The organism is Serratia sp. K-E0102 (assembly GCF_029962625.1).
GTDB classification, from domain to species: Bacteria; Pseudomonadota; Gammaproteobacteria; order Enterobacterales; family Enterobacteriaceae; genus Serratia; species Serratia sarumanii.
The window spans coordinates 1,422,195-1,448,616 of record NZ_CP124754.1 but is presented as its reverse complement, the minus strand read 5'-3'; the positions used below and the strand labels follow the sequence as shown (position 1 = coordinate 1,448,616).

The 26,422-nt window shown below is 62.4% G+C and carries 23 protein-coding genes; 8 read left to right on the top strand and 15 right to left on the bottom strand.

Going from position 1 to position 26,422, the window contains the following annotated elements; all coding sequences use genetic code 11:
• Nucleotides 1–4: 4 nt before the first annotated feature.
• The 9 genes from uca to trpS all read right to left on the bottom strand — a co-directional run bounded on the left by uca (nucleotide 5) and on the right by trpS (nucleotide 13,772).
• Nucleotides 5–3,625: an urea carboxylase gene (gene uca, locus SSARUM2_RS06945; RefSeq protein ID WP_060439070.1), complete on the bottom strand. Its 3,621-nt coding sequence runs from the start codon at nucleotides 3,623–3,625 to the stop codon at nucleotides 5–7.
• A gap of 2 nt (nucleotides 3,626–3,627) precedes the next feature.
• The gene (gene atzF, locus SSARUM2_RS06940) at nucleotides 3,628–5,457 is read right to left on the bottom strand and encodes an allophanate hydrolase (RefSeq protein WP_033653444.1); all 1,830 of its coding nucleotides are present in this window, start codon (nucleotides 5,455–5,457) and stop codon (nucleotides 3,628–3,630) included.
• Between the two features lie 223 nt (nucleotides 5,458–5,680).
• Nucleotides 5,681–8,248, bottom strand: a complete 2,568-nt coding sequence (locus tag SSARUM2_RS06935; RefSeq protein ID WP_041034047.1) for a putative mucin/carbohydrate-binding domain-containing protein — start codon at nucleotides 8,246–8,248, stop codon at nucleotides 5,681–5,683.
• Nucleotides 8,249–8,427: 179 nt separating this feature from the next.
• The gene (locus SSARUM2_RS06930) at nucleotides 8,428–8,892 is read right to left on the bottom strand and encodes a DUF1456 family protein (protein WP_004939471.1); all 465 of its coding nucleotides are present in this window, start codon (nucleotides 8,890–8,892) and stop codon (nucleotides 8,428–8,430) included.
• Between the two features lie 109 nt (nucleotides 8,893–9,001).
• Nucleotides 9,002–9,901, bottom strand: coding sequence for a phosphonate ABC transporter, permease protein PhnE (phnE, locus tag SSARUM2_RS06925; protein ID WP_033637591.1), 900 nt, complete (start codon nucleotides 9,899–9,901; stop codon nucleotides 9,002–9,004).
• Entirely contained in the window at nucleotides 9,898–10,761 is an 864-nt protein-coding gene (gene phnE / locus SSARUM2_RS06920; protein WP_033637590.1) for a phosphonate ABC transporter, permease protein PhnE, read from the bottom strand. Before phnE (SSARUM2_RS06920) ends, phnE (SSARUM2_RS06925) begins: the two co-directional genes overlap by 4 nt.
• 78 nt (nucleotides 10,762–10,839) lie before the next feature.
• The gene (gene phnD, locus SSARUM2_RS06915) at nucleotides 10,840–11,772 is read right to left on the bottom strand and encodes a phosphonate ABC transporter substrate-binding protein (protein ID WP_025302014.1); all 933 of its coding nucleotides are present in this window, start codon (nucleotides 11,770–11,772) and stop codon (nucleotides 10,840–10,842) included.
• A gap of 41 nt (nucleotides 11,773–11,813) precedes the next feature.
• Entirely contained in the window at nucleotides 11,814–12,647 is an 834-nt protein-coding gene (gene phnC, locus SSARUM2_RS06910) for a phosphonate ABC transporter ATP-binding protein (protein WP_041034041.1), read from the bottom strand.
• Between the two features lie 117 nt (nucleotides 12,648–12,764).
• Nucleotides 12,765–13,772 carry a tryptophan--tRNA ligase gene (trpS, locus tag SSARUM2_RS06905; protein WP_041034039.1) on the bottom strand — a complete coding sequence of 336 codons (1,008 nt, stop codon included), beginning with the start codon at nucleotides 13,770–13,772 and terminating at the stop codon, nucleotides 12,765–12,767.
• 279 nt (nucleotides 13,773–14,051) lie between these two features.
• On the opposite strand from trpS, the gene SSARUM2_RS06900 reads away from it, so the two are divergent.
• Nucleotides 14,052–14,927, top strand: a complete 876-nt coding sequence (locus tag SSARUM2_RS06900; protein ID WP_060452744.1) for an NAD(P)-dependent oxidoreductase — start codon at nucleotides 14,052–14,054, stop codon at nucleotides 14,925–14,927.
• Nucleotides 14,928–14,960: 33 nt separating this feature from the next.
• Here the strand turns inward: SSARUM2_RS06900 and SSARUM2_RS06895 are convergent, their stop codons facing one another.
• The 3 genes from SSARUM2_RS06895 to SSARUM2_RS06885 form a co-directional block, all read right to left on the bottom strand.
• Nucleotides 14,961–15,488, bottom strand: a complete 528-nt coding sequence (locus SSARUM2_RS06895; RefSeq protein WP_060452743.1) for a cysteine hydrolase family protein — start codon at nucleotides 15,486–15,488, stop codon at nucleotides 14,961–14,963.
• Nucleotides 15,489–15,517: 29 nt separating this feature from the next.
• Nucleotides 15,518–16,621 (bottom strand): suppressor of fused domain protein, encoded by a 1,104-nt coding sequence (locus tag SSARUM2_RS06890; protein ID WP_033653450.1) that lies wholly within the window; start codon nucleotides 16,619–16,621, stop codon nucleotides 15,518–15,520.
• A 163-nt stretch (nucleotides 16,622–16,784) separates the two neighbouring features.
• The gene (locus tag SSARUM2_RS06885) at nucleotides 16,785–17,657 is read right to left on the bottom strand and encodes an oxygenase MpaB family protein (protein WP_004939498.1); all 873 of its coding nucleotides are present in this window, start codon (nucleotides 17,655–17,657) and stop codon (nucleotides 16,785–16,787) included.
• Nucleotides 17,658–17,899: 242 nt separating this feature from the next.
• Here SSARUM2_RS06885 and SSARUM2_RS06880 point away from each other — a divergent pair, with 242 nt between their 5' ends.
• The 4 genes from SSARUM2_RS06880 (at nucleotide 17,900) to SSARUM2_RS06865 (ending at nucleotide 21,132) form a co-directional block, all read left to right on the top strand.
• On the top strand, nucleotides 17,900–18,343 hold the full coding sequence (locus tag SSARUM2_RS06880; protein WP_015377088.1) for an acetyltransferase: 444 nt from the start codon (nucleotides 17,900–17,902) through the stop codon (nucleotides 18,341–18,343).
• Between the two features lie 264 nt (nucleotides 18,344–18,607).
• Entirely contained in the window at nucleotides 18,608–19,633 is a 1,026-nt protein-coding gene (locus tag SSARUM2_RS06875) for a methionine ABC transporter ATP-binding protein (protein ID WP_060452742.1), read from the top strand.
• Nucleotides 19,626–20,294, top strand: a complete 669-nt coding sequence (locus SSARUM2_RS06870; protein WP_033653452.1) for a methionine ABC transporter permease — start codon at nucleotides 19,626–19,628, stop codon at nucleotides 20,292–20,294. The genes SSARUM2_RS06875 and SSARUM2_RS06870 overlap by 8 nt, the downstream gene beginning before the upstream one ends.
• Before the next feature lie 19 nt (nucleotides 20,295–20,313).
• Complete coding sequence (locus SSARUM2_RS06865) at nucleotides 20,314–21,132, top strand: MetQ/NlpA family ABC transporter substrate-binding protein (protein WP_033653453.1); 819 nt, start codon at nucleotides 20,314–20,316, stop codon at nucleotides 21,130–21,132.
• A 35-nt stretch (nucleotides 21,133–21,167) separates the two neighbouring features.
• Here SSARUM2_RS06865 and SSARUM2_RS06860 read toward each other — a convergent pair whose 3' ends face one another.
• Nucleotides 21,168–21,812, bottom strand: a complete 645-nt coding sequence (locus SSARUM2_RS06860; protein ID WP_033637579.1) for a TetR/AcrR family transcriptional regulator — start codon at nucleotides 21,810–21,812, stop codon at nucleotides 21,168–21,170.
• Nucleotides 21,813–21,988: 176 nt separating this feature from the next.
• Here SSARUM2_RS06860 and SSARUM2_RS06855 point away from each other — a divergent pair, with 176 nt between their 5' ends.
• The 3 genes from SSARUM2_RS06855 (at nucleotide 21,989) to dapF (ending at nucleotide 23,686) form a co-directional block, all read left to right on the top strand.
• Nucleotides 21,989–22,246, top strand: coding sequence for a DUF1471 domain-containing protein (locus SSARUM2_RS06855; protein WP_033637578.1), 258 nt, complete (start codon nucleotides 21,989–21,991; stop codon nucleotides 22,244–22,246).
• Nucleotides 22,247–22,439: 193 nt separating this feature from the next.
• Entirely contained in the window at nucleotides 22,440–22,697 is a 258-nt protein-coding gene (locus SSARUM2_RS06850; RefSeq protein WP_004939517.1) for a YdgH/BhsA/McbA-like domain containing protein, read from the top strand.
• A 113-nt stretch (nucleotides 22,698–22,810) separates the two neighbouring features.
• Nucleotides 22,811–23,686 (top strand): diaminopimelate epimerase, encoded by an 876-nt coding sequence (gene dapF, locus SSARUM2_RS06845; protein WP_047568715.1) that lies wholly within the window; start codon nucleotides 22,811–22,813, stop codon nucleotides 23,684–23,686.
• Here dapF and SSARUM2_RS06840 read toward each other — a convergent pair.
• Both SSARUM2_RS06840 and SSARUM2_RS06835 read right to left on the bottom strand, forming a co-directional pair.
• Nucleotides 23,661–24,959, bottom strand: coding sequence for an SLC13 family permease (locus SSARUM2_RS06840; protein WP_060452740.1), 1,299 nt, complete (start codon nucleotides 24,957–24,959; stop codon nucleotides 23,661–23,663). The genes dapF and SSARUM2_RS06840 overlap by 26 nt on opposite strands.
• 84 nt (nucleotides 24,960–25,043) lie before the next feature.
• Nucleotides 25,044–25,949 (bottom strand): helix-turn-helix domain-containing GNAT family N-acetyltransferase, encoded by a 906-nt coding sequence (locus tag SSARUM2_RS06835; protein ID WP_033647012.1) that lies wholly within the window; start codon nucleotides 25,947–25,949, stop codon nucleotides 25,044–25,046.
• Nucleotides 25,950–26,422: the final 473 nt, after the last annotated feature.

Sequence of the window (26,422 nt, the reverse complement as noted above, 5' to 3'; positions counted from 1 at the left end):
CCGTTCAGATCGCTTTTTCCAGCCACAGCAGGGCGTCGCCCGGCCCGACCGGCCGCCCCTGCCGGCAGCTGATGCGTTTGACGATCCCGGCGCGCGGCGCGGTGACCGCCAATTCCATCTTCATCGCCTCGACCACGATCAGCGGCTGCCCGGCCGCCACCGCCTGCCCCGGTTCCACCAGGATCTTCCACACGCTGCCGTTCAGATCGGCGCTGACCAGATCGCCATCGATCGCGTCTTCTTCAACCGGCGGCAACAGCTGCGCCTCGGCCTCGTCGTCATCGCTGCGCCAGCGCGCCACTTCGGCGATGAACGCCTGCTGCTGGCGATGCTGGAAGTCGGCGATCGCCCCGGCGTTGTCGGCCAGGAAATCGGTGTAGGCGGCGAAGTCGAATTCGCTCTCTTCGATGCGCACCTGCATGCGCCCTTCGCGGAACGCTTCGCGCTGCTCGTCCAGTTCTTGCTCGCTGACCGGGTAGAAGCGCACCTGATCGAAGAAGCGCAGCAGCCAGGGTTCACCGGCGGTGAACTGCGGGTTTTTGAGGAATTTGTTCCAGATCGGCAGCGTGCGCCCCACCAGCTGGTAACCGCCCGGCGAATCCATGCCGTAGATGCACATGTACATGCCGCCGATGCCGACCGTCCCTTCGGCGGTGTGGGTGCGCGCCGGGTTGTATTTGGAGCTCAGCAGGCGATGGCGCGGATCGAGCGGCACCGCGCAGGGTGCGCCGAGGTAGACGTCTCCCAATCCGAGGATCAGGTAGCTGGCGTCGAACAGGATGTCGCGCACCTGCTCGCGTCGGCTCAGGCCGTTGATACGCTGAATAAAATCGACGTTGTTCGGCAGCCAGGGCGCCGAAGCGCGCACCGTCTGCTGATAGCGATCGACCGCCCCCAGCGTGGCCGAATCCTCGAACGCCATCGGCAGCCAGACGGTGCGCGTCGGCACCTTCAGGCGGCTGACGTCCCCCAGCGCCCGTTCGCGCGCCAGCAGGCGCTGCAGCAGATCGGCCTGGCTTATCAGCCGGCTGTCGTAGCGGATCTGCAGCGAACGCACGCCCGGCGCCAGCTCCGCCACGCCCGGTATCGCCTCCTGCCGCAGCGACTGCATCAGCAGATGAATGCGCAGCCGCAGCGCCAGATCGAGCACGTTGTCGCCGTACTCCATCAGGATGTAGCCGTCTCCCGCCTGGCGATACGCCACCGCCGGGCGCCCTTCCGCCGCCGGCAGCGCCGCCAGCACCGCGGCGGAAACGGTATCCGCCGGGGCCAGATCCGGCGGCGGCAGGGTGATGGCCTTCACCGCCGCCAGCGCTTCGATGCTGCCGAGCTGCGCCTGTTCCAGCGACTGCGCCTGGCGAAAACCGATCGGATGGAACCGGATGCGGTCGCCCGGCTTCACCTGCCCCACTTTCCACAGCTCGGCCTTGGCGATGGTCACCGGGCAGACGAAGCCGCCGAGGCTCGGCCCGTCGCGGGTCAGGATCACCGGGAAGTCGCCGGTGAAGTTGATCGCGCCGATGGCGTACTCGCAGTCGTGCACGTTGGAAGGATGCAAACCGGCTTCGCCGCCGTCCTCTCTCGCCCACTCGGGCTTCGGCCCCGCCAGGCGCACGCCGAGGCGATTGGAGTTGTAATGCACCTGCCAGTCGGTGGCGAAGAAGGCGTCTATCGATTCGGCGGTGAAAAAGTCCGGCGCGCCGTGCGGCCCGTACAGCACGCCGATGTGCCACTGGTCGCCGTAGTGCGGGATCAGGGTGTCGTCCATCGCCTGCGGCGCGGCGATCGGCGCCGGCGTGGTGCTGGCGGCCAATTCCGGTTGAGCGATCGCCAGCATGTCCGCCACGCGCAAGGTGCGCCCGGCGTGGCCGCCGAACTGGCCGAGCGCGAAGGTGGAACGGCTGCCGAGATACACCGGCACGTCGAAGCCGTTGCGTACCGCCAGATAGGTGCGGCAACCGTGCGTGGCGCGCCCCAGCGTCAGCACCTGCCCGGCCCGCACCGCGATCGGCCGCCAGTAGGCGACCGCTTCGCCGTCCAGATCGGCCGGGCAGCTGGCACCCGTCAGCGCGATGGTGGCGTCGCAGTGAAAGCGCAGCGTCGGCCCCTGCAGGGTGAACTCCAGCCCGGCGGCCGCCGGGTGGTTGCCGACGATGCGGTTGGCCAGCCGGAACGCGAAGTCGTCCATCGGGCCGGACGGCGGCACGCCGATGTCCCAATAGCCGAGGCGGCCGGGATAGTCCTGCACGCTGCTGTAGGTGCCGGGTTGCAGCACTTCGAGGCAGTGCGGCTGGTAATGCAAATCGTCCAGCAGGCGCGTCCAAACGTCGCCGCGCTGAAATTGCGGCGTGGCGATCACCTGCCGCAGATAATCGAGGTTGGTGGCGATGCCGTGCAAACGGGTCGCCGCCAGCGCCACGCGCAGTTTTTCCAGCGCCTGCGCGCGGTCAGCGCCGTGTACGATCAGCTTGGCGATCATCGGGTCGTAAAACGCCGAGACTTCGCTGCCGGTCGCCACCCAACCGTCGAGGCGCACGTCGGCGGGGAAATGCACCTCGGTCAGCACGCCGGGGCTGGGCTGGAAGTTCTTCAGCGGATCTTCGGCATAGAGGCGCACTTCGATCGCCGCACCCTGCGGCGCGCGTTGCAACGCCGCCCAATCCAGCGCATCGCCCGCCGCCACCTGCAGCATGCAGGCGATCAGATCCAGGCCGGTGACCATCTCGGTGACCGGGTGCTCGACCTGTAAGCGGGTGTTCACTTCGAGGAAGTAAAACTCGTCGCGCGCGGCGTCGTAAATAAATTCCACGGTGCCGGCGCTGCGGTAATTCACCGATTCGCCCAGCGCCACCGCCGCCCGCTGCAGCGCCTGGCGGGTCGCCGCCGGCAGGTGTGGCGCCGGGGTTTCCTCCACCACTTTTTGGTTGCGGCGCTGCAGCGAGCAGTCGCGCTCGCCGAGCGCCGCCACCCGCCCCTGGCCGTCGCCGAAAATCTGCACCTCGACGTGACGCGCCCGATCGACGAAGCGTTCGATAAACGCGCCGGCGTCGCGGAAGAACTGCTCTCCCAGCCGTTTGACGCTGTCGTACGCCTCGCGCAGCGCCGCCTCGTCGTCACAGCGCGTCAGGCCGATGCCGCCGCCGCCGGCGGTGCTTTTCAGCATCACCGGGTAGCCGATGCGCGCGGCGGCGGCAACCGCCTGCTCCACGTTCTCCAGCAAGCCGGTGCCCGGCGTCATCGGCACCCCGGCCAACGCCGCCAGCTCGCGCGCCCGGTGCTTGAGACCGAACTCGCGCATCTGCGCCGCCGTCGGGCCGATAAAGGCGATACCCGCCGCCTCGCAGGCGTCGGCAAACTCGGCGCTCTCGGACAAAAAGCCGTAGCCGGGGTAGATCGCCTGCGCGCCGGTGGCTGCCGCCGCCGCAAGGATCTTGTCGATGCTCAGGTAGCTGTCGGCGGCCTTGTCGCCGCCGAGCGCCACCACCCTGTCGGCTTCGGTGACGTGCGGCGCATTGCGGTCGGCGTCGGAATAAACCGCCACGCTGGTGACGCCCAGGCGTTTCAGGGTGCGAATGGCGCGGCAGGCGATTTCGCCGCGGTTAGCGATCAGTACGGTAGTAAACATGTTCATGCCCCCTTAACGCCGGCGAGATAGTCGCGCCAGCCGCCAAACTCGGTAATATCCGTGGCGCCTTCCAGCGCCCAGGCTTCGCAAATAAACCCCTTCACCCGCCGGCCGTCCGCCAGCAGCAGCGTGCCGATACCCAAGGGCGCCGGAATTTCCGCCACAAACTCGCCGAAACGGGCCAGCGGGATGTCCCACAGCTCAAGACGGATCGCCGCTCCCTGCGCCGCGCGCGCCAGCCCCGGCTTCGGCGGCTCGGTATCGGCCAGCGCGTACAGGCGGTAACAGGGTGCGGTGACGGTTTGCTCCACCCGCACCGCGTCGCGCTGCGTCAGCTGGACGTTGAGCGGCATACCGCTGAGGTGAGCGCCCACTACCGCCAGACGCACGTGTCCCGAAGACGGCGCCGGCGCGGGCTGCGGCGGCAATGCCCGGCCGGTTGCGCCGAGCGGCAAGGCGCTTTGCCGTTGCCAGCGCAGGCCAAACGCCGCCAGCGCCCGGTCATGCCAGGCGGGCGCAATCAGGGTGATGCCCGCCGGCAGCCCGTCTTCGCGCAGCGGCCCCGGCAGCGCCAGCGCGCTCAGATCGGCCAGGTTGGTGAAATTGGTGTAAGTGCCGAACTGCGAATTGAACAGCACCGGCTCCTGCGCCATCTCCGCCAGGGTGCGAATAGTGGGCGCGGTCGGCACCACCAGCGCGTCGAACGGCGCCAGCCGCTGAGCGATCTGCCGCGCCAATTCGGCACGCAGGTATTCCGCCTTGTAGGCGTCGCAGGCGCTGTAGCCCAGGCCGTTGCCGACGATGCCGCGCACCACCGGGTCGATAGCCTGCGGGTTCGCTTCCAGCACCTGCTCAATCGCCACGGTGCGCTCCGCCACCCAGGGGCCGTAATACAGCTGCTCCGCCAGGGTGCGAAACGGCGCGAAATCGAGGGGCTCCAGCGTGGCTCCGCCCGCCTGCAGCTGCGCCAATGCGCGGTGAAACGCCCGCTCGGCCTGCACGTCACCGAAAAACTCCAGCTGGGCGGGAACGGCAAAACGCGGCGCGGCGGGGATATCCGCCGGCGCGGTATGCGGATCTGGGCGGGAATACGGGTCTGCCGGGTCAAAGCCGCTCGCCAGTTCCGCCACCTGCGCGGCATCGGCCACCGTCAGCGCGAAGACCGACACCGTATCGTTCAACCGGCAGGCCGGCACCACGCCGCGGTTGGACAACCGCCCTTTGGTCGGCTTCAGCCCGACGATGTTGTTGAACCCGGCGGGCACGCGCCCCGAACCGGCGGTGTCGGTGCCCAGCGCGAACGGCACCAGGCCGCGCGCCACCACCGAAGCGGAGCCGGAACTGGAGCCGCCGCTGACGTAGCGGCTGTCGAAGCTGTTGACCACTGCGCCATAGGGTGAGCGGGTGCCCACCAACCCGGTAGCGAACTGGTCGAGATTGGTTTTACCGAGGGCGATCGCCCCGGCGGCGCGCAGGTTGGCGACCACGGTGGCGTCCGCCGCGGCCTGATAGGTGAACGCCGGGCAGGCGGCGCTGGTCGGCCAGCCGCCGACGTCGATATTGTCTTTGATGGCGAAGGGCACGCCGAACAGCGGCAGGCGGCTGAGATCGCCGGCGACTGCTTCGAGCCTCTGTGCCAGTTGCCGATACTGCCGCTCGCGCTGCGCCGGGGTGGCGAGATACAGCCAGGCGTTGTCGTCTGAATCCAAATCGGCGACCAGCGCTTCGATCGTGGCGCTGACGCAGGCGAGGCGCTCGCCCGCCGGACGGGTTTGATAATGGTGCTGCCATTCACTGAGGGTAAAACCGCACGTTTCAACAGGGTCGCTCATCGGCTGAATTCCATCTGGTACACAAGATGGGATTCAACAGAGCAACCGGCGTGCCAATTTTTAATCTCATGATTTCAATAAATTATAATTAAAACTTATGACGACGGCGGCGAATGGGCTGCACCAACGGCGCGCAGCGGGAGAACAAAAAGAGTGCAATAAGGGGATGATGCAGAGGAAAACCGGGGCGACGACGCTCGCCGCCCCGGGAGGGGGATGTGGATCAGTCGTTGATACGTTTCAAACCGATCGAGGTAATGCAGTAGGTCTGTTGCTTGCCCTTCTCCGCCAACCGCACGTGCTGCATCTCGTTGACGATCGCCAGACGGTTGTCCGGCTCTTCATGCCGCAGATGGATCACCTCACCGCCATAGCCTGACAGCGGCAGCACCCAGGTTTTAGCCGGCTGATTTTGGCTGCCGATGACGTCGTAGCTGAGCAAGGTGTTACCGTCCGCATCCGTCACGCTGAGGAAGGCGTAGCTGTCGGCAAAGTAGTGGTGGGCAATCCCCGCCGCCAGCGTCACGGTCACGGTTTTCTTCACCAGATCGACGGCGCCGGTCAGAAACTGGCGATCGCCGATCCCTTTGCAAACCACGGTAAACGCATTGCCGACGTTAGCGTCCGGCGGCGTATTGTCGGCCGGCAGGCAATCCCGATAGGTCGCCAACAGCGACTCGCGCTGCGGCTCGGCGAAGGTTCCGATCGCCAGATAAATATCGTCCTTGAACGACGACGACGGCGCGTAGTAAGCCGGCAGCAGGCGGCGCAAACGCTGCGCCGCCTGTTCCAGGCGCGCCAGCAGCGCTTGCTCGGGATCGCCGGGCAACGCCGGATTTTTCAGCCCGCTTTTTTCGATACGCAGCACGTTGGTTTTGTTTTTGTTGTCGATGACGCCGGCCGCCGCCGGATTCAAGCGCACCCGGCTCGGCTCCACATGGTAAATCTCGATGTCATCGCCCTCGGCAAACGGCAGCTCGTCATGACTTAACGTAGCCTGAGTGCCCTGAATCTCCTTAGTGAAGCGCACCGCGCCCTGCCGATCGCGCAGCGTCACTCGGGCATAGGTTTCACCGGGGAAGTAGGAATGCGGCGTGGTACTGGTCACGTCAACCACCACTGCGCCCTTGGCGCGATCGACGACCACGGTGGCGAAGACCGCATCGCTCAGGCCCAACAGAGCGATCTCCTGTGAAACGATCGGCGAAGCGGCTTTGCGTTCGAAGCGAAGCGTTACCGCGTTTTTCCCCTGCTTCACCGTCAGGTAACCCGCCGTTGGCCGATATTTGCGATCCTTGCCGGTCGGTAACCGCAGGGTGTACACGCCGATCGGCAACGCATTCAGGGCCAGGGTCGGCGCGTCGATACGGACCTTGTGGGCATAGCGCGCCCCTTCCATCAGCACCAGATCCTCACCGTAGATCTGCGCAAAGTCATCGATATCCAGACTCAGGGCGACATCGCCTTTCAGGCCGCTCGCCTTGAGCTGAGAGGAATCGACCAGGCGCAGGGAGGAATCCAGCTTCAGCTGTGCCTGCACCGCCGGCAAACTCTGCGCATCCACCAGTTGATACAGCGGATACACCGCCTTGGCGTGGCTGAACGCGTTGAGATCGCGCTGCGTTTGGGTGATCACGCCGCCGGTCAGCTCGACGAACGGCGTCACGTCGATTTGCTCGCCGGCCGCGGCGAAGCTTGCCGACAGCAGATCCAGCAAGGCATGTTCGGACGGCACGAAGCCCGGCGTATTGCAGCTTTGGCGATACTGCTGGTTAAAGTGCGTGAAGGCGTTCTTGCCTGCCTTGTCGACCATCAGCATCGCGAAGAACAGCTTGGAGCGCAGATCCCACTGGTTGAGCGGCGTGCCCTGAGCGATCAGATCGACGATTTTCTTCTCGACGCCGGCCGCGTTGCCGTAGTTATACAGCCACCCTTCCTGGTATTTGCGCTCTCCCAGCATCACGTCCTGATAGCAAGCGGCGTAAATATTGTTCCACATCTCACCGGTGGAGAAATATTTGTCGCCCATAAAGTGCCCCTGATAGCCGTGCGCAATCTCATGCAGGCTGCCCCAGTTGCTGTCTTTCGGCGTCAGCCAGAAGCTGCTGACCGAGTTGCTGGTTTCCGCCGTCCAGCGCCCGCCGTAATACGCGGCGCCGGCGCCGTGTTTATCGGCCTTCATAAAGTAGCGGTTGCGAATATTGCGATCGGATTCGTGTTCGGCCTCGAACGAGACACCGGTCAGCGCATTGTAGAAGGTGAAAATGCGGTCATAGTAGGCGATCAGCCCGTCGATGTTTTTCGCTTCGCCCAGCGACTTCAGCGCCGGTTTACTGATTTTCGGCACCAGCAATACCGCGTATTCCGCATCGACCAGCGCAAACTCGGCGTCCCGATCGTCCCAGCGGGCGAAGAATGCGGCTTCGTTTTCGCCACGGCGATAAACCGGCAGCGCTTTCGCCGTGTCCGGATACTCGAACTCCAGCGCCGGTTCGCCCTGCCCGTACGGCGTATCGATAAACGGCACCGAGACGGCATTGACCTGGGCCTCGACCCAGCTCGCGCCGACGCTGAATTCAGCCTCCGTTTTGCTGTCGTCATTCAGCAAGCGCAGCGTGAGCTTGCCGGTAAACGCCGCGTTGGTCTGCCGCACTCGCAGCACCTGCCCGGCGGCGAGAATGATGCCCAGGTGCTGACGATCGTGGTCGATGCCCTTGCTCATGCCTGCCGCATCCAGCCAGACCGGCCGGGTCAACGTGTAAAGTGATTGGGTTTTCGTGATGGTTGGCATCCTGCTTTCCTCATGGTTGGGGGGATTGAATTGACCATGAGAAAGTAACCGGAGGGGCGGCACGCCCACCATCGATGGCGGATGGCTGAGGGCCAGTACAACAACGGCGGGCGAGAGAGAACGGCAATAAAAAAGGCGCAACCTTGCGATTGCGCCCGATGTTCGGTGAACGCTGCGCGTTACTCGCCGCGAACGCGCTGCGCCAGCCCTTTGAGGAAGTAGCGCAGCATCTGATCGCCGCACGGGCGGTAGTTCTTGGTGCCCTCTTTGCGGAACAGCGCGCTCAGCTCCGGCTTGGAGATACGGAAGTCCACCGCGGTGAAGATCTGGTGCATATCGGTGTCTTTCAGCTCAAACGCCACGCGCAGCTTTTTCAGCACCAGGTTATTGGTGATTGGCAGTTCAACCGCCGGCGCCGGGAACTTGTCGTCCTTGCCGCGCTTGAAGAACACCAGGCCGTTGAGGAAGTGCGCCATCACTTCGTCCGGGCACTTCTCGTAGCCCGGCTCGCCTTCTTTGATCACGTAAGCGTCCATCGCCGACACCGCCACCTCGAAATCGTCCAGTTTGATAATCTCGACCATTTTGGCGTTGTTAATGCTCAGCATATAGCGCACACTGCGCAGCACGTCGTTGTTCATCATGGGATTGCATTGCCTTTACTTGTCTAACGGGGACGTGCGCACATTGCGAAACGAAATGACTGCCACACACCTTGAATGTGCGGCAGTATAGGGATCGGCAAGGGGTTTCTCAATCGATTTGGCTTTTTTGCTGATACAGCGGGATGTCTTCGCCGATGATGTACTTGTTGCGCAGCATCGACGAGACCTTGTCCATGATCATCACCACCACCACCAGGATCAGGGTGATGAACATCACCACGTCCCAGTTCCACAGCCGCATGTTCTCCGCGTATACCAGGCCGATGCCGCCGGCGCCGACGAAGCCCAGCACCGCCGCAGAGCGGGTGTTGGACTCGATCTGGTACAGGCTGAGCGCCAGGAAGGTGGGGAACGATTGGGTGAAGATGCCGTAGCGGTGCTTCTGCAACCCGTTGGCGCCTACCGCCGTCAGGCCACGGCTGGGGGACTTGTCCACCGCCTCGTGCCCTTCGGCGTACAGTTTGCCCAGCAGCCCGACGTCCTGCATCACGATCGCCAACACCCCGGCCAGCGGCCCCATGCCGACGGCGCGCACGAAGATAAGCCCCCAGATCGCCATGTCGATGCCGCGCAGCACGTCCAGCAAGCGGCGCACCAGCACGGAGATCGGCCGCAGCAGCGGCGTCGACATCACGTTGCGCGCGGCGAAGAACGACAGCGGCAGCGCGATCAGCGACGCGGTAATGGTGCCGGCGAACACGATGGCGATGGTGATGCCGATCTGCTGGAAGTAGTACATGAACGGCCAGTTGACGAAGTCGTGCCAGACGAACATGCGCAGGAAATAGCGCCCCAGCTGCTGGCAGCCGTTGATAAACTGCGGCCAGGTAATGCCGAACACCAGGAAGAAGAACACGTAGTACAGCACGATCGCCAATGCTATCAGGCCGACGGTGCGCAGGTAGCGCCCCTGCTGCGCGAAGATCGCCGGATGCTGCTGTTTCAACTGGCGCAGCGTTTCCGCCGACGCCGGAGTGCCCGCTATCATTTTGCCCCCTCCACCACGCGCTTGCGCAGCTCGCCCGACACGTAGTCGAGCACGGAAACCACCACGATAATCAGCAGCAGCGTCATGCTGACCTGATCGTAGCGGTCGAGTTTAATGTTGGTCATCAGCTCCTGGCCGATGCCGCCCGCCCCCACCAGCCCCAAAATGGTCGACTGGCGGAAGTTGATCTCCAGCCGCATGAAGCTGTAGGAGAGAAACACCGGCTTCACCTGCGGCCACAGGCCGAAGCGCATGCGCTGCAGCGGCGTGGCGCCGCAGGCCGCCAGCCCGCGCACCGGTTTGTTGGAGGCGGTTTCGATCGATTCGTAGAACAGCTTGGTCAGGCTGCCGATGGTGTGCAGCGCCAGCGCCAGGAAGCCGGGAATAGCGCCGATGCCGAACGCCATCACGAACATCACCGCCCACGCCAGCTCCGGCATGGTGCGCAAAAACGCCACCAGCGTGCGGATCGCCAGCCGCACCGAGGCCGGGGTATAGGTGTTGCCGGCCGCCAAGAACGCCAGCACGGTCGCCACCAGCACCGAGAAAATGGTCGCCGCCAGCGCCAGCTGCAGGGTCTCCCAGATCAGCGGCAGCTGGATATTCAGGCGGTAACCCCAGTAGGCCAGCGAGCCCTCGGTGCGCCCGTCGGCGAACAGCAGAGGCCAGTGCAGCGTCGGAATGGTTTCGGCCAGGTAGTCGAAGAAGTGCGGAATAGACACCCAAACGGTGTGCAGGTTGAACTCGGCGAGGTTGCCGGCGCCCAGGTACAGCGCCACCAGCCCGAGCGACCACAGCAGCGCTTCGCGCTTTTGCTTGCTGCGGATCCGTTGGTAATAGTGTGCGAAATCGGTATTCAAAAGAGGTCTTCCATCTTTATGGAACAAGGGGCTCAGCACGCTGAACCCCTTCATTCGGACGGCCGAGACAGCAGGGGATTAACGGTCGCCTTTGGTCAGCTCGCGCTTCATATCGATGATGGTCTGGTATTCCGCCAGGGTGGTGTCGCCGATGTGCTGCTTGCCGCCCATCGCTTTGATAAAGCACTGGTGATCGTCTTTATCCAGCTTCTTGATGGCGGTGACCACTTTGGCCTTGAAGTCGGCCGGCAGCGAGTTGCTCACCAGGATCGGGCCGTTCGGGATCAGCGGCGACTGCCAGATGATGCGGATCTGTTTCATCAGGTCAGGGTGATCCATGCGGATCATGCGGGTGAACGCGCCGCTGGTGTAGCCGGTGTTGTAGTCGCCGATCATCGACGCCCAGGTCACCGCGCCTTCGAACTGGCCGTTCAACACGCCGAGAATGTCCTGCTCGTGGCCGCCGGAGAAGGTGACGCTGGAGAAGGTGTTGTTGTATTTGTTGTCGACCGTGCCGCCGAACAGCTTTTTAAACGCCTGGTTCGGGATCAGGAAGCCGGAGGTGGAATCCGGATCGGCGAAGCCGATGGCCTTGCCTTTCAGGTCTTCCAGTTTCTGGTACGGGCTGCCGGCCTTCACCACCACCACCGAGTGGTAGCCGCGCGACTGGTCGACGTCGTCGACCGCGATGCCGACGATGTCCACCGCTTTCGGATCCTTGATGTAGACCGAGGCGAACGACGACGGCGACATGCTCAGCACCAGGTCAATCTTGCCGCCCAGCAGGCCCTGGATCACGCCGGAATAGTCGGACGAGTTGCGCAGCTTGGTATCGACGTTCAGCTCTTTGTCCAGGAACTGCTTCACGCACTGGTTATCGCCGATCTGCTGGGTGGCGTTCTGGCCGCCGAGAATGCCCAGGTTCAGCTCTTTCGGCGCATCCGCTGCGGCAGCATTAAATACCATCATCGCGCCGGCCATCAGGGTGGTCAGACTCAATACTTTTTTCATCAGGTGTGCCTTGTGTGTAAAGGGTAAAGGTCAAAAGTGCTTCAATGGATCTGATTGGCTTCTTCGCCATACAGCTGGTGCAGGATCCGTTCGTTCAGTTGCGAAGGATGCCCGTCAAACACGATCTTCCCGTGGGCGATGCCGATCACCCGCGAGCAATACTCTTTCACCAGTTCGACCGAGTGCAGGTTCACCATCACCGCGATGCCGTCTTCGCTGATTTTCTGCAGCGCGTCCATGATGCGGCGGGTGTTTTTCGGATCGAGCGACGCCACCGGTTCATCGGCCAGCAGGATTTGCGGGTTTTGCATCAGCGCGCGGCAGATGGCGACGCGCTGCATCTGGCCGCCGGAGAGGTTCTCGGCGCGCTGCAGCGCGTGCGGCAGCATGTTGAGCCACTGCAACAGCTCGATGGCGCGAGCGCGGTCGGCGTCATCGAACAGTTTGAAGAAGGATTTCAGAGTGGAAGTGTGGCTCAGGCGGCCCAGCAGCACGTTGGTCATCACGTCCAGCCGCGGCACCAGGCAGAAGTCCTGGAAGATCATGCCGCAGCGCGCGCGCCACTGGCGCATCTGGCGGCCGGCCAGCTGGGCGATATCCTGCGCCACACCATCGTCTTCGAAGTGCAGCATCTCGCCGCAGCTGGAAGGAATGGTGCCGTTCAGGGTATGCAGCAGCGTGGACTTGCCCGCCCCGGAGCGGCCGATCACCGCCACGAATTCGCCGGCGTGCAGATCGAAATTGATGTCATCCAGCACGCGCTGCTGCGCTTTGTAGGCCTTGCCGAGTCCCTTTACCGACAATACTTTGCGGGATGCGGCGGCGTGCTGCCCTGGAAAGTCGTGCTGTGCCAATTTTAACAGTGCCTGAGCCATATGATTTCTCTGGTTTCAGTGGCTAATCATTATGGGCACCTATTAACGGATAAGTTTATGACAGTGGGATGATGGTTTTATGGCCGGGGCGTGACGCGTGCCGCCCCGGCGTTCACCTCACGCCAGGGTGAAGAAGTCCAGCCCCAGCGCCGTCTTGACCTGTTGCAGCGTCTGCTGGCTGACCTGATGCGCGCGGCGGGTGCCGTGCTGCAGGATGCGCGTCAGCTCGCCTTTATCGGCGATGAATTCGGCGCGGCGGGCACGGATCGGCTCGAGCAGGCTCTGCAGGCAATCCTCCAGCAGCCGTTTGATTTTCACGTCCCCCAACCCGCCGCGCCGATAGTGCGCCTTCAGATCCGCCACCAGCGCGGTGTCTTCGCAGAAGGCGTCCAGGTAGGTGAACACCATGTTGCCTTCCACCCGGCCGGGATCGCTGACGTTGAGATGGCCGGGGTCGGTGAACATGCTCATCACCGCCTTGTGCACCTCGTCGGCGCCGGCGCCAAGCTGGATGGCGTTGCCGCGCGATTTCGACATCTTGCCCTGCCCGTCCAGCCCCGGCAGACGCCCGACGTTGCTTAACAGCGGCCGGCACTCCGTTAATATCGGTTGGCCGACGATGTGGTTGAAACGCCGCACGATCTCATTGGTTTGCTCCAGCATCGGCAGCTGATCCTCACCGACCGGCACGTGGGTGGCGCCAAAGGCGGTGATGTCCGCCGCCTGACTGACCGGATAAATCAAAAAACCGGCCGGCAGGCTGCGGGCGAAATCCTTCTCGGCGATTTCGTTTTTCACCGTCGGGTTGCGCTCCAGCCGCGCCACGCTGACCAGATTAAGGTAGTACATCGTCAGCTCGGCCAACGCCGGCAGCGCCGACTGCAGGCAGATCGTGGTCTTATGCGGATCGATGCCCACCGCCAGATAGTCGGCCACCACGTTGAGCACGTTGGCGCTGATTTTTTGCGGGTTGTTACCGTTGTCGGTCAGACCCTGCAGATCCGCCACCATCACCGTTTGGTTATGCTGGTGCTGCAGTTCCACGCGCTGGCGCAGCGAGCCGACGAAGTGGCCTAAATGCAGTGGGCCGGTGGCGCGATCGCCGGTAAGAATGGTGTAACTCATGACAGTGCTCCTGAAGGTCTGTAGACCGCCGGATCAACGCCACACAAAATAATGCCGCCAAACCGGCGGCATTAATAAGAGATGTGAATACTCGTGCCGCCTCAGAAGAGGCGCCACCATGACTGATTGTGGGTGGAGTGCATCGATATATTCATGGCATCAAGGTATACCCGCAGCGGCAACGCGTCAATAGCGCGTAAGACGGCGTTACACTCCGGCATTTGCGTTCCTGCCCTGGCGCGCTAGGGTAAAACCTTCAACCTGAAAAAGGAGCGCATGATGAAGATCGGATTTGCCGGACTGGGTGGGATGGGCAGCGCCATGGCGGCGAACCTGTTGCAAGCGGGCTTCACCTTAACGGTATGGAACCGCTCGCCGCAGGCGGCGCAGCCGCTGGTGAGCGCCGGCGCGCGGCAGGCAGAACGGCCGGAACAGCTGGCCGATGCCGACGTGCTGATCACCATGCTGGCCGACGATGCCGCCACGCAACAGGTGGTGGTCGACAGCGGGTTGCTGCAACGGATGAAACCGGGCGCGCTGCATATCAATATGGCGACCATCTCGGTCGAACTCGCCAAGCGTTTGACGGCGCTGCATGCGGAACACGGCATCGGCTATCTCGCCGCGCCGGTGCTGGGGCGGGTCGACGTGGCCGCCGCCGGCAAGCTGAATATTCTGGCGGCCGGCGATAGCGAGCGGCTGAAGCAAGCGCAGCCGCTGTTCGATGCCCTCGGCCAGAAAACCTGGCACTTCGGCGCCGATCCGGCGCAGGCCAACGTGGTCAAAATCGCCACCAACTTTACGCTGGCCAGCGCCATTGAAGCGATGGCGGAAGGCAGCGCGCTGGTGCGCAACTACGGCGTGTCCGGCGCCGACTACCTGCAGATGCTGAGTAGCACCGTCTTCGCCGCCCCGGCCTATCAGGGCTATGGCGCGCTGATCGCCGCCGAGAAGTATTCCCCCGCCGGGTTCCGGCTGGCGCTGGGGCTGAAGGACGTCGGGCTGGCGCTGGCCGCCGGCGCCGACAGCCATACGCCGATGCCGTTCGCCGGGGTGCTGAAAGACAACTTCCTCGACGCGATGGCGCAGGGGGATGCGGATCTGGACTGGGCGGCGCTGGCCAAGGTGGCGGCGCGGCGGGCGGGCCTGAAATAACGAACGGGGGCCGAGGCCCCCGTTTTTCCGTTCTCAGAACACAATGTCCGCCGCGGGCACGGCGCGGATCGGCACGCCGAAGCTGTCGATATTCGACAGCGTCTCGTTATGGTGGGTGCGGATCAGCAGACCGTCGGCATAGGGTTTGTCGTGGCAGGTATGCGCATCCGCCGCCAGCGTCACCGGATAGCCGTGCGCCGCCGCGCTGCGCACCGTGGTGTCGATGCAAAACGGCGTGGAGTAGCCGCAAACCACCAGCTGCGATACGCCGTTAGCGATCAGCAACGCACCCAGTGAGGTGCGCAGGAACGAGTCCGGCGTGGTTTTATCCACCCGATGATCGCCTGGCGCCACCTTCAGCGCCGCGAGCACTTGCCAGGCGGCGCTGCCGTGCGGCAGCTCGTCGTCCGGCGTATGATGCTGAATCACGACAACCGGCACGCCCGCCCGGCGTGCGCGCTCGCTCAGCTGATTGATGCGCGCAACGGTGCCCGCGGCATCCGCCGGCGGCGGCGTAAACAATCCTTCCTGCACATCGATAATCAACAGCGCGCTGGTCATGGCGGCTCCCGAACAGAAGATAAGTGGCGTCAGCACACCGGCTGGCGCGGGCGGAAAATATGGTCGACGCCCTGCTCCCGCAGCCGGTTAACCAGATCGTGCCCGCCGTTCGGCGTGGCGTGCGCCAGCTGCCGCTCGGCGGTAAACACCGGGCTGGCCCAGAACAGGTTCACCGGATCGCCGTACTGCTGCGGCAGAGTCAGGTGCGCGTTATGCGGGTAGAAGGACGACGATAAAATATAGCCCTCGTAGCCCAGCGGCGCCACGTCCGACTCCAGCGTATGCCCTTCGCCGATCCAGGTCAGCCGCGCCCACGGCGCATGCGCGAAACCGGCCAGCGCGCTGGCCATCTGCACCGCGTTGTCTTCGGTCATGTATTGGCTGTCGATGGCGATCGCCATCTCCATGCGGCGATAGCGCGAAGCCTCGTCGTTGAACAGGATCTCCACCCACGGCATCGGCCGGATGCTGACCCCCATGGTGAGGAAGTAATAGATGCCGTCGCGCTCGTGCTGGGTGATGGCCATCGGCGGCCACTTGCCCTGATCGATGGCGTAGTACTTCACCGAAGGGCCGAAATGCGGCTCATAGCGCGCCTGAAAATCGCGCTGCATCTTCGGCCACGGGTTGCCCTCTTCACGCTGCCAGCTGCGCCAGAACTGGCGGGTGCTCTCCGCCTGCGCATACTGGGTGTTGGTCGAGGCCGAACCGAGCGGATAGGCCAGCGGGCTCTCCTTGATGCAGCTGGCGGAATAGCACACCGAATGGTCGATATACAGGCTCCAACCGGGGATCACCGCCAGCAGTTGGCCGTAATACCACAGGGCCGCGCCGTCGTCGCTTTCGCTCCACACCACCATCAGCCCTTCCGGGTTCAGCGGCGCTTCGCCTTCCAGGTTGCGGCAATACTCCGCCGCCAGCATCGGCGGCTGCCCTTGTTCCAGCGCGGCGCGATCTTCCTGCAGCGGCGCGGCGGCCAGGTTGCGCAGCCAGCAGGCGCGCACCTGATAGCGATCGCTGTAGGCTTCGGCGGGATAGATATAAAAATAGGCTGCCCTGCTCCCTTGCTGAACCACCGCAACCAGCGTCTGGTTCTCATTGCTGACTTCAGCAAGTACGTATGACTCGTTCATATCACCTCAATAGGGTCAGGGCGCGGCAGAATCGGCTGCGCGCTAAAAATGGAATGTGGTTTTGCCCCCAAGTGTAAAACGCATTACTGGCCGGATCACCCGTAAAAGTCTCAAAAGCGGCCGTAAACGAAGATAAACAAAGGTTAATTATAGCGGCTGTGGCTCATGACGGCTGAGTGATGCGCCGCACCGCGCGCTGATAGGAGCCGTTGCGCATCGACGCGCCCAGCACCTTGCCGAGGCCTGCGGCGCCCGTTCGCACCAGCCGCCGCCGCAGCGCGCCCGGATGAAAACCGAACTGCCGCTGCGCCCAATCGGGCAACAGATCGATGCCCGCCTGCATCACCACCCCGCCGAGCGGGCGCGCCAATGCGCTCGGCGCCGGCGCCTTCAGCAGAATGCGCGCCACCTCTTGCGTGCGTTCATCGCAGACCAGCTGCGGCCGCATCGCCTGCAGGTACTCTTCGACCTCCGCGCAGGACTGAGGGATGGCGGTCGCCCCCAGCGCGGCGGCCACGCGCGCCGCTTCGCGGTAGTATTGATCCTGCAAATCGCGGGAAAGATGGGGGTTGCGGTAGCGCAGGTGGCTGGCCAGAAAACGGCTGCTCTCCGCGACGTGCACCCAGGTGAGCAGCGCCGGATCGCTGGCGGCATAAGGCGTGCCGTCGCTGCCGACGCCGGTCACCCGCAGATGGATGGCTTTGACTTTGGCAATCAGCCGCTGCGCCTCGGCGGTCGGGCCGAAGGTGGTAACCGACACGAACTGGCTGGTGCGGCGCAGGCGGCCAATCATATCTTCTCGGAAGTTGGAGTGATCCCATACCCCGGCCAGCGCCAGCGGGTGCAGCATCTGCAGCAGCAAGGCGCTGACGCCGCCGCACAGCATCGGGGTGAAATCGCGGTGAACCTGCCAGATGACCGACTGCGGGCCGAACAAGCCCGGATCGCCGGGCGGGTTCTCAAAATCGACGCCGCCGAGCGCCAGCCCGGTCAGGCTGAGCACCTGTTTTTCTATCGCTGCGCGTACCGCTTCCATCCTGCTGCCTCCGCTGTTCACCCGGCGGCCAGTGTACCACGCGTCGGGCGCCTCATTGCGCCCTGCGGCGGTTGAAAGCATTAACTTACTGAATTACATTTATTATACCGCCGGCAGAAAGGCGGGCCTATTCGATCCACTGCAGAGGCGCTTTGCAGGGCGTTAACCCACGTTAATTCGGCACTAACCCCACAAAACCTCTATCTAGTTTTTTTCCTCCAACTTAGATAGCAGAGAGTTCGATGATTACCATCAGAGCACGCGCGGCGGAAGACAACGCGCAATTGGCAGATATCTGGCTGCGTTCGGTGCGCGCCACTCACCATTTTTTAACCGAAGACAACATCGCGCAGCTGTTCCCGCTGGTGCTGAACGACTACCTGCCGGCGGTTAACGTCTGGGTGGCCGAAGAGCGGCCGGGGCACCCCTGCGGCTTTATCGGCCTGAACGGCAACAAGGTGGAGATGCTGTTTATCGACGCCGATCAGCGCGGCAAAGGGGTGGGCAAAGCGCTGCTCACCCATGCGGAAACGCTGCACGATGAGCTGCAGCTGGACGTGAACGAGCAAAATCCGCAGGCCAGCGGTTTCTATCGCCACTACGGGTTTGTCATCACCGGCCGCTCGCCGCTCGACGGCCAGGGCAACCCGTTCCCGCTGCTGCACATGAAGCTGGACAAACGCTAGCCCTCCCGCCGGCCGCCCTGCGGCCGGTTTTCTCCCCCCCTGTTTCACCCACCGTTTTATATATCAAATCAGAATAAGTAATAGAATTTACATTCTTCCTGTCACTATAAACCCTCGGTAGGATTGCCCGGTATTCACCCGCAACAGAGGTTCCGTCCGCCACTCCCCGCCGGGTTGTGCCCGCCGAAAAGCCGAACGATCCCTGTCCGGCGCACCGCGCTCTGGACGGAATGCTGTGATGTATCGATAAGGATCCGCTTCGCTATGATCGTTCTTTCGAACGTTTGCAAAACTTTTGACAGCACACAGGGCCGCGTCGTGGCGGTAGACAACGTCAGTCTGGCAGTAGAGGCAGGGCAAATTTACGGCATCATCGGCTACAGCGGCGCCGGCAAAAGCACGCTCATCCGCCTGCTTAACGGCCTGGAAACGCCCACCAGCGGCCGCATTGACGTAGGCGGCTTCAATATCGCCCGCGCCAAAGGCAGCCACCTGCGCCAGGCGCGTCTGAAAATCAGCATGGTGTTTCAGCACTTCAACCTGCTGTGGTCGCGCACCGTCAGCCAAAACATCGCTTTTTCCATGCAGATCGCCGGCGTGCCCAAGGCGCAGATTGCGCCGCGCGTGGCGGAACTGATCGCGCTGGTCGGCCTGCAGGGGCGCGAAGACGCCTACCCGTCGCAGCTCAGCGGCGGCCAGAAACAGCGCGTCGGCATCGCCCGCGCGCTGGCCAATAACCCGAACGTGCTGCTGTGCGACGAGGCCACCTCGGCGCTCGATCCGCAGACCACCGACGCCATTCTCGACCTGCTGCTGGATATCAACCGCCAGCTGAAATTGACCATCGTGCTGATCACCCACGAGATGCACGTGGTGCGCAAAATCTGCCACCGCGTGGCGGTGATGGAAAACGGCCGCATCGTCGAAGAAGGCCCGGTGCTCGACGTGTTCACCCGGCCACAGCAACCGATCACCCGGCAGTTCGTCAAACAGGTGTCGCAGTATGCGGATACCGAAGAGAGCTTCAATCCGCTGCTCACCGCCCATCTGCCGGGGGCGATTTTCAAGCTGACCTTCGTGGGCGTGCAAACCCATCAGGCGGTGATCGCCGAAGTGATCCGGCGCTACGCCCTGACCATCAACATTCTGCACGGCAAGATCAGCCACACCCTCAACGGTTCGTTCGGCGAACTGTACATTCACGCCGAAGGCAACGAACAACAAGTCGCCGACATGCTCAGCCTGCTGCACGAAAGAGATATCGCCGTCGAGGTTATCCAACATGATTGAATCCCTGTTCCCCCACCTGCGCCTGGACTCACTGTGGGACGCCACCTGGGAAACGCTGTACATGACCGGCATCGCCGGTTTGGCCACGCTGGTGCTGGGCATCGTGCTCGGCGTGCTGCTGTTTTTAACCTCGAAAGGCCAGCTGTGGCAGAACCGGGCGGTCTACTCGCTGATCTCCGTGTTGGTCAACGTCTTCCGCTCCATTCCGTTCATCATTCTGATCGTGCTGCTGATCCCGTTTACCAAGTCGCTGATCGGCACCATTCTCGGCGCGGACGCGGCCCTGCCGGCGCTGATCGTCGGCGCGGCGCCGTTCTACGCCCGGCTGGTGGAGATCGCGCTGCGCGAGGTCGACAAAGGGGTGATCGAAGCGGCGCGCTCGATGGGCGCCAAAAACCGCACCCTGATTTTCCGCGTATTGCTGCCGGAAAGCTCGCCGGCGCTGGTTTCCGGCATCACCGTCACCCTGATCGCGCTGGTGAGCTACACCGCGATGGCCGGGGTGATCGGCGCCGGCGGCCTGGGCAACCTGGCCTATCTGGAAGGGTTTCAACGCAACCACAGTGACGTGACGCTGGTGGCGACGCTGACGATTCTGCTGATCGTTTTCGTCATTCAGTTCATCGGCGACACCCTGACAAGAACGCTCGATAAACGTTAATTAACCAAGGAAAACGATGATGAAAAAGCACCTACTGATGTTGGCTTTCGCCTCCGTCGCCACCCTCGCCTCTTACGGCGCCGCCGCGGCGACCAAGCTGGTGGTCGGCGCCTCCAACGTGCCGCACGCCGAGATCCTCGAACAGGCCAAGCCGATACTGGCGAAGGAAGGCATCGACCTGCAGATCAAGCGCTTCCAGGACTACATCCTGCCGAACACCGCCTTGGCCAGCCGCGACATCGACGCCAACTACTTCCAGCACGTGCCTTACCTGAACTCGGTGCTGAAAGACCACGCCGACGACAAGAGCTACGACTTCGTCAGCGCCGGCGCGATCCATATTGAGCCTATCGGCATCTACTCGAAGAAGTACAAGAGCCTGAAAGATCTGCCGGAAAACGGCAAAATCATCATGCGCGACGCGGTGGCGGAAGAAGGCCGCATCCTGTCTATTTTTGAGCGGGAAGGCGTGATCAAGCTGAAGCCGGGGGTGAGCAAAGTGGACGCGCGCATCACCGACGTGGTGGAAAACCCGAAACACCTGAAATTCCAGGCCAACGTTGAGGGCGCGCTGCTGCCGCAGATGTACAACAACGACGAAGGCGACGCGGTGGTGATCAACGCCAACTACGCCATCGACGCCGGGCTGAACCCGACCAAAGATCCGATCGCGGTCGAAAGCGGCGAAAACAACCCGTACGCCAACATCATCACCGTGCACCAGGCCGACGTGAACAAGCCGGAGATCGTGGCGCTGGTGAAGGTGCTGCACTCCAAACCGATTCAGGACTTTATCCGCGAGAAATATCAGGGCGCGGTGATCCCGGTCAATCAGTAATGGGTTACACGGCCCGGTAAAAACCGGGCCGGTTGTTATACCTTATTGCCAATCTGGCTGAGCCGCGGCCACACCAGCATCAACGCCTCCAGCAACCGCAGCAGATCGCTCCGGCTTGCCCCTTCGCGCGCCTGCACCGACATGCCTTCAATGGTGCAAATCACGTATTTCGCCAGCAGCGTGGTGTCGGTTTTCGCCAGCAGTTCGCCCTGCTGCACCTTGCGATCGAAGCAGGCCTTCAGCGCCGCTTCCTGCGCATGATGTTTCCTGCGCAGCATCTGGGCGACGTCGTCGGACGCAGACGACAGCGCGGCCGAGGCGCACACCATAAAGCAGCCTGACGGCGTATCGGGGTCGGTAAACACTTCAACGGAAGAGCGCACGTAGGCCTCGACGATCTCGGCCACCGGCAGATCTTGCTCCAACAGTTGGTTGGTGCAGGTGGTGTATTTTTGCAGATAGCGTTCCACCGCCGCGCGGAACATTCCTTCCTTGTTGCCGAATTCCGCATACAGCGTCGGCGCCTTGGCGCCGGTCACTTCCACCAGATCGGCCAGCGAGGTGGCTTCATAACCGTGCCGCCAGAACAGATCGAGCGCGCTTTCCAGCGCCCGGTCGCGATCAAATTGTTTCGGTCTGCCGCGGCTTTTCTTGCCGCAAACCTCTTCATTGATGCTCATCGTTCCTCTCCTATCCCGCTCCACGGCAGGGTTAGCACAAATAAATTAACGATCATTATAAAAAAATATTGCGCCTTCGTCGAGAACCGATTAGCATTTATTTATCGATCGTTAAGATAATTTAGCGAAGCGGATTAAAACCCTTTATTCACCGTTATCGGAAAGGAATTAACATTATGAAAAACTTAAAATTAACCTTAGCAGCTCTCACTCTGGCCAGCGTTTCCTTCGGCAGCTTCGCCGCCGATTTAGTCCAGAACCAACCGGCAGACCAGCAGAAAGTGGGCGTCATCACCGTCAGCGGCGCGTCCGATCTGACCTCGCTGGAAAGCAGCCTGGCCGCCAAAGCCGATCAGGCGGGTGCCAAATCCTTCCGCATCATCGGCGCCGGCGGTAACAACCAGCTGCATGGCACCGCAGAAATCTATCAATAACAAGACATTAATCCAGCGGATCGCGAGAAATTCTGCTCCCGACGCCAGGGCATCAAAAAAAATTAATTAACGAGCATTAAAAAAATACTTGCAATCCGTCAAACCGGCATCTAACATTAAATTATCGATCGTTAATTAATTTAACGACCTTACAAAACAAACATCGTAAAGAACATAGATAGGAAATAAGACCATGAAAAACCTGAAAATGACCATCGCCGCCATCGCACTGGCCTCCGTCTCTTTCGGCAGCTTCGCCGCCGAACTGGTCAACGCTCAACCGGCCGATCTGCAAAAAGCCGGCGTCGTTACCGTCAGCGGTGCTTCCGACCTGAGCAGCCTGGAAAACAAACTGGCGGCCAAAGCCGACGCGGCCGGCGCCAAATCCTTCCAGATCATCGCCACCACCGGCGACAACAAACTGCACGGTACCGCGATCATCTACAATTAATTGCCAGATAGGTAATCGTGCAAAAGGGCGGCTCAGGCCGCCTTTTGTTTGTTTTGACGCCAACGTTCTGTTGTAAGCTGTAGCAACCTTTTTTTGCTGAGCCGAGCAACGACATGACTCCCCTGCTGTTTCACAAATATCACGGCCTGGGCAACGACTACCTGGTATGCCACCGTTCGGTCGCCGATCGTCTGAGCCAGGAACAGATCCGCCTGCTGTGCCACCCGCATTACGGCATCGGTTCCGACGGCCTGCTGATCGACAGCGGCGACGCCGTCAATCCCACCCTGCGCATCATCAACCCGGACGGCTCCGAAGCGGAGAAAAGCGGCAACGGCCTGCGTATCTACGCGCGGTATCTGTTCGACAGCGAGCGCGTAGGGCATCAGCCGTTTCTGGTGCACACCGCCGGCGGCGACGTGCGTTGCCAAGTGGCGGAAGACGCGCATCAGATAACCGTGGAGATGGGGCGCGCCAATTTCAGCCCGGCGGCGCTGCCGGCCTTGATCGATCTGCCGGAGGCGCTGAACTATCCCCTGCCCCTGAGGGAGGAGACGTTAAGCGTTTCGCTGGTGTCGATGGGCAACCCGCACTGCGTGGTGCCGGTGGAGAAACTGGATCTGGCGCAGGTGCATCGGCTCGGACCGCAGATTGAACGCCATCCGCTGTTCCCGAAACGCACCAATGTACAACTGGTGGAAGTGGTCGATCGCCAGACGCTGCGCATCGGCATCTGGGAGCGCGGTGCCGGTTTTACCCTCGCCTCCGGCAGCAGCAGCTGCGCCGCCGCCAGCGTGATGCGCAAGTTGGGACGAGTCGGCGATCGGGTTAGCGTGCGGATGCCTGGCGGCGAACTGCAGATCGCCTTCAGCGGCGATTTTCAGGTCAGCATGCGCGGACCGGTGCATAAAATCGCCACCCTGACGCTGGACGAAGATTGTTTTGCCGGCGGCGCGGGGCTGTTTACGGGATCCACCCCAGCAGTCTGAACCACAGATAGTCCAACGGCACCAGCAGCGCAAAGCTGAGCGCGGCCAACAGCAGGCACAGCTTCAGCCCTTCGCGCGCCGGCACTTTGCCCATCCCCATCGCCACCACGATCGGCGAAGCCTGATACGGCAGCAGCGGCGTGGCGTAACCGATCACCTGGGTCATCAGCACCGTCAGCAGCGGCAGGCCGCTGCCCGCGGACAGCGCCTGCGCCAGCGGGGTAAACAGCGCCGGCACGCCGTTGGCGGTCACCACGAAATTCAGCAATGCGGTGATCCCCACCAGCGAACCGAATGCGGTGAACGGTTTGCCGTGCAGATCCGGCATCATCGCCAGCAGCGCACCGCCCAACCGATCGCCAAGCCCCGAGTGGCTGACCAGCGCCGTCAGCCCCAGGATCCCCGCCACGTAGATGCAGGTGCGCACGTTAACCCCGGCGGCGAACTGCTCGCCGTTGAGAAACCCGATACGCGGCAACAGGCACAAGCAGGCCGCCGCCAACCCGATCCAGGCGGGAGCGATGCCGTGCCAGCTGTCGGTCATCCACAGCAACACCGTGGCGCCCAACAGCGCGATCAGCCGCCATTCGGCGGCGCTGAGCGGGGTTTGCGCCGCCTCGGCCGCCACCGGCTGCGGCCGCGCACGGAACAGGCCGCAGATGCACAGCGTCAGCAGCGCGCCTTTGGCAACCCCGAGCACCGGGGCGTGCAACAGCAGGTAAGAGAGATAAGCGAAGTGGCTGCCGTAGGCGCTTTCCGCCGCGCCGCTCATCACCAGGTTGGGCACGTTGGCCGGCAGGATGCTGGCGGAGAGCTGGAAGGTGCCGAACCCCACCGCCAGCGCCAAACCGATGCGGCCGCGCGTGCCCTCCGCCAGACCGGCGCGATCGGCCAACGCCATGACGATCGGCATCAGCAGCGTAATGCGCCCCATGTTGGAAGGCATGACAAACGCCAGCGCGTAGCTTATCGCCACCACGCCGCCCACCAGGCGCGGCCAGGAGCCGGCCAGGTGCGGCAAGAGTCGGTTGGCCAGGCGATCCGCCAAGCCGGTGCTGCGGATGGCGGTGCCCAGCACGAAACCGCTGAGCACCAGCCAGAATGCGGAAGACGCGAAACCGGAAAAGGTCACTGCGGCGGGCGCCAGCTGCAACACCATCACCGCCGCGAAGAACAGCAGCGCGACCAGATACTCCGGTAAGCGGGCGCTGGCCCATAGCGCGATGACCACCAGCGTGACCAGCGCGGACAGCGCCATCGGATCCCCCAACATAGTTTCCTCCCTGATAAAACGTTGTGATTGTTATCAAACGGTTAACAGGGTGGCACAAGGCGCGGGCGCTAACCTTGAAACCGCTCACATATCGTCGTTCTGCAGATTTTTCAGCATGCACACGTTGCAGCCGTGATGGCCGGTGTTGCCGCGCCGTTCCGTCAACAGCGTGAACCCCAGCGCGTAGTACAGCCCGATCGCCTCTTTCAACTGTTCGGTGGTTTCCAGGTAGCAGTAGCGATACCCCGCCGCCCGCGCCGCCTTAAGCGCCTGCACCACCATATAGCGCGCCATGCCCAGCCCGCGCGCGCCGGGCTTGAAGAACAGTTTCTGCAGCTCGCAATAGCCGGGCTCTTCGCCCGCCAGCGGCGCCATGCCGACGCCCCCCACCACCTGCCCGTCCCGCTCCAGCACCCAGTAGTGGCCGCCGTTGTCGCGATACAAGCCGGTCAGCCGATCGAGATCCGGATCGTGCAGGCTGACCCCTTCCATCTTGTCCATGCCGTACTCGCGAAACACGTCGCGAATGATCGCCGCCATCGCCGCATCGTCGCGCGCGGCGATCGGCCGCACCCGCAGGTTGGCGTCGCGCTGTTTGCGCGCGCTGCGCAGCGCCGCGGTCATCTTTTTCATCGCCGCCGTGGTGCTCGCCAGCTCATCGTCGTCCAACTGCGCCAGCGCTGCCTGCATAAAACCGTCGGCGTCGCTCTCGATGCCGGCCAGCGCCTTGCCGCCCTTTTTACTCAGCCGATGCAGGTTGTGCCGCCTGTCATCCGGATGATCCACCGTTTCTATCACGCCGGCGGCCACCAGGCTGCGCAGCGCCCGGCTGGCGCTGGCCTTGTCGATGCAAAGCCGGGCCGCCAGCTCGGTGACGCCCAGCGGCTGCTCGCTGACTTCGATCATCAGATGGATCTGCAGCGGCGAAAAGCGCGAGCCGTTGCTCTGCTTGTTCAACATGCCGAATTCTCTGACCAAACTACGCGCCAATGCTCTGAAATCCCTGATGTTCACAATTGATATCCCCGATTAGCTACCGATGAAAAATGACACTTGGTTGATAGTGTTACCTATTTTTCACTACCTTAACGGATCATCAAGCCGCCATGAATCCCGGCATAACACAGGAGTTGATGCAAAACGTAACATTACTCAATACAACAAACTGATTAGTTAAAATATTTCAGGATTAATGGCCATATGTTTGCGATTAAAAAGACAATAACCCAGACAAAAAATGCACAATCGTGGAAAACGCTGTGATGACAAGAGAAAATCGATACTAATTCATTGCATTCCAACGGGTTACAACAATGTTAATAACGACATTAATGCCGATATCTTGTTGTAATTTGTTACATATTCATGGCAGGATCGCGGCGTTTCCATAACGGCGGCAACGTTCGTTATGTCAACGTCGGGCGCGGGTTGCTCCCGCGCTGTTTTATGCTCATGGAGAGATC

What these genes read in the sequence shown, in the direction of transcription:
- uca (WP_060439070.1), bottom strand. Translation starts at nt 3,625, where the DNA reads ATGTTTACTACCGTACTGATCGCTAACCGCGGCGAAATCGCCTGCCGC.
- atzF (WP_033653444.1), bottom strand. Translation starts at nt 5,457, where the DNA reads ATGAGCGACCCTGTTGAAACGTGCGGTTTTACCCTCAGTGAATGGCAG.
- SSARUM2_RS06935 (WP_041034047.1), bottom strand. Translation starts at nt 8,248, where the DNA reads ATGCCAACCATCACGAAAACCCAATCACTTTACACGTTGACCCGGCCG.
- SSARUM2_RS06930 (WP_004939471.1), bottom strand. Translation starts at nt 8,892, where the DNA reads ATGATGAACAACGACGTGCTGCGCAGTGTGCGCTATATGCTGAGCATT.
- phnE (WP_033637591.1), bottom strand. Translation starts at nt 9,901, where the DNA reads ATGATAGCGGGCACTCCGGCGTCGGCGGAAACGCTGCGCCAGTTGAAA.
- phnD (WP_025302014.1), bottom strand. Translation starts at nt 11,772, where the DNA reads ATGAAAAAAGTATTGAGTCTGACCACCCTGATGGCCGGCGCGATGATG.
- phnC (WP_041034041.1), bottom strand. Translation starts at nt 12,647, where the DNA reads ATGGCTCAGGCACTGTTAAAATTGGCACAGCACGACTTTCCAGGGCAG.
- trpS (WP_041034039.1), bottom strand. Translation starts at nt 13,772, where the DNA reads ATGAGTTACACCATTCTTACCGGCGATCGCGCCACCGGCCCACTGCAT.
- SSARUM2_RS06900 (WP_060452744.1), top strand. Translation starts at nt 14,052, where the DNA reads ATGAAGATCGGATTTGCCGGACTGGGTGGGATGGGCAGCGCCATGGCG.
- SSARUM2_RS06895 (WP_060452743.1), bottom strand. Translation starts at nt 15,488, where the DNA reads ATGACCAGCGCGCTGTTGATTATCGATGTGCAGGAAGGATTGTTTACG.
- SSARUM2_RS06890 (WP_033653450.1), bottom strand. Translation starts at nt 16,621, where the DNA reads ATGAACGAGTCATACGTACTTGCTGAAGTCAGCAATGAGAACCAGACG.
- SSARUM2_RS06885 (WP_004939498.1), bottom strand. Translation starts at nt 17,657, where the DNA reads ATGGAAGCGGTACGCGCAGCGATAGAAAAACAGGTGCTCAGCCTGACC.
- SSARUM2_RS06880 (WP_015377088.1), top strand. Translation starts at nt 17,900, where the DNA reads ATGATTACCATCAGAGCACGCGCGGCGGAAGACAACGCGCAATTGGCA.
- SSARUM2_RS06875 (WP_060452742.1), top strand. Translation starts at nt 18,608, where the DNA reads ATGATCGTTCTTTCGAACGTTTGCAAAACTTTTGACAGCACACAGGGC.
- SSARUM2_RS06870 (WP_033653452.1), top strand. Translation starts at nt 19,626, where the DNA reads ATGATTGAATCCCTGTTCCCCCACCTGCGCCTGGACTCACTGTGGGAC.
- SSARUM2_RS06865 (WP_033653453.1), top strand. Translation starts at nt 20,314, where the DNA reads ATGAAAAAGCACCTACTGATGTTGGCTTTCGCCTCCGTCGCCACCCTC.
- SSARUM2_RS06860 (WP_033637579.1), bottom strand. Translation starts at nt 21,812, where the DNA reads ATGAGCATCAATGAAGAGGTTTGCGGCAAGAAAAGCCGCGGCAGACCG.
- SSARUM2_RS06855 (WP_033637578.1), top strand. Translation starts at nt 21,989, where the DNA reads ATGAAAAACTTAAAATTAACCTTAGCAGCTCTCACTCTGGCCAGCGTT.
- SSARUM2_RS06850 (WP_004939517.1), top strand. Translation starts at nt 22,440, where the DNA reads ATGAAAAACCTGAAAATGACCATCGCCGCCATCGCACTGGCCTCCGTC.
- dapF (WP_047568715.1), top strand. Translation starts at nt 22,811, where the DNA reads ATGACTCCCCTGCTGTTTCACAAATATCACGGCCTGGGCAACGACTAC.
- SSARUM2_RS06840 (WP_060452740.1), bottom strand. Translation starts at nt 24,959, where the DNA reads ATGTTGGGGGATCCGATGGCGCTGTCCGCGCTGGTCACGCTGGTGGTC.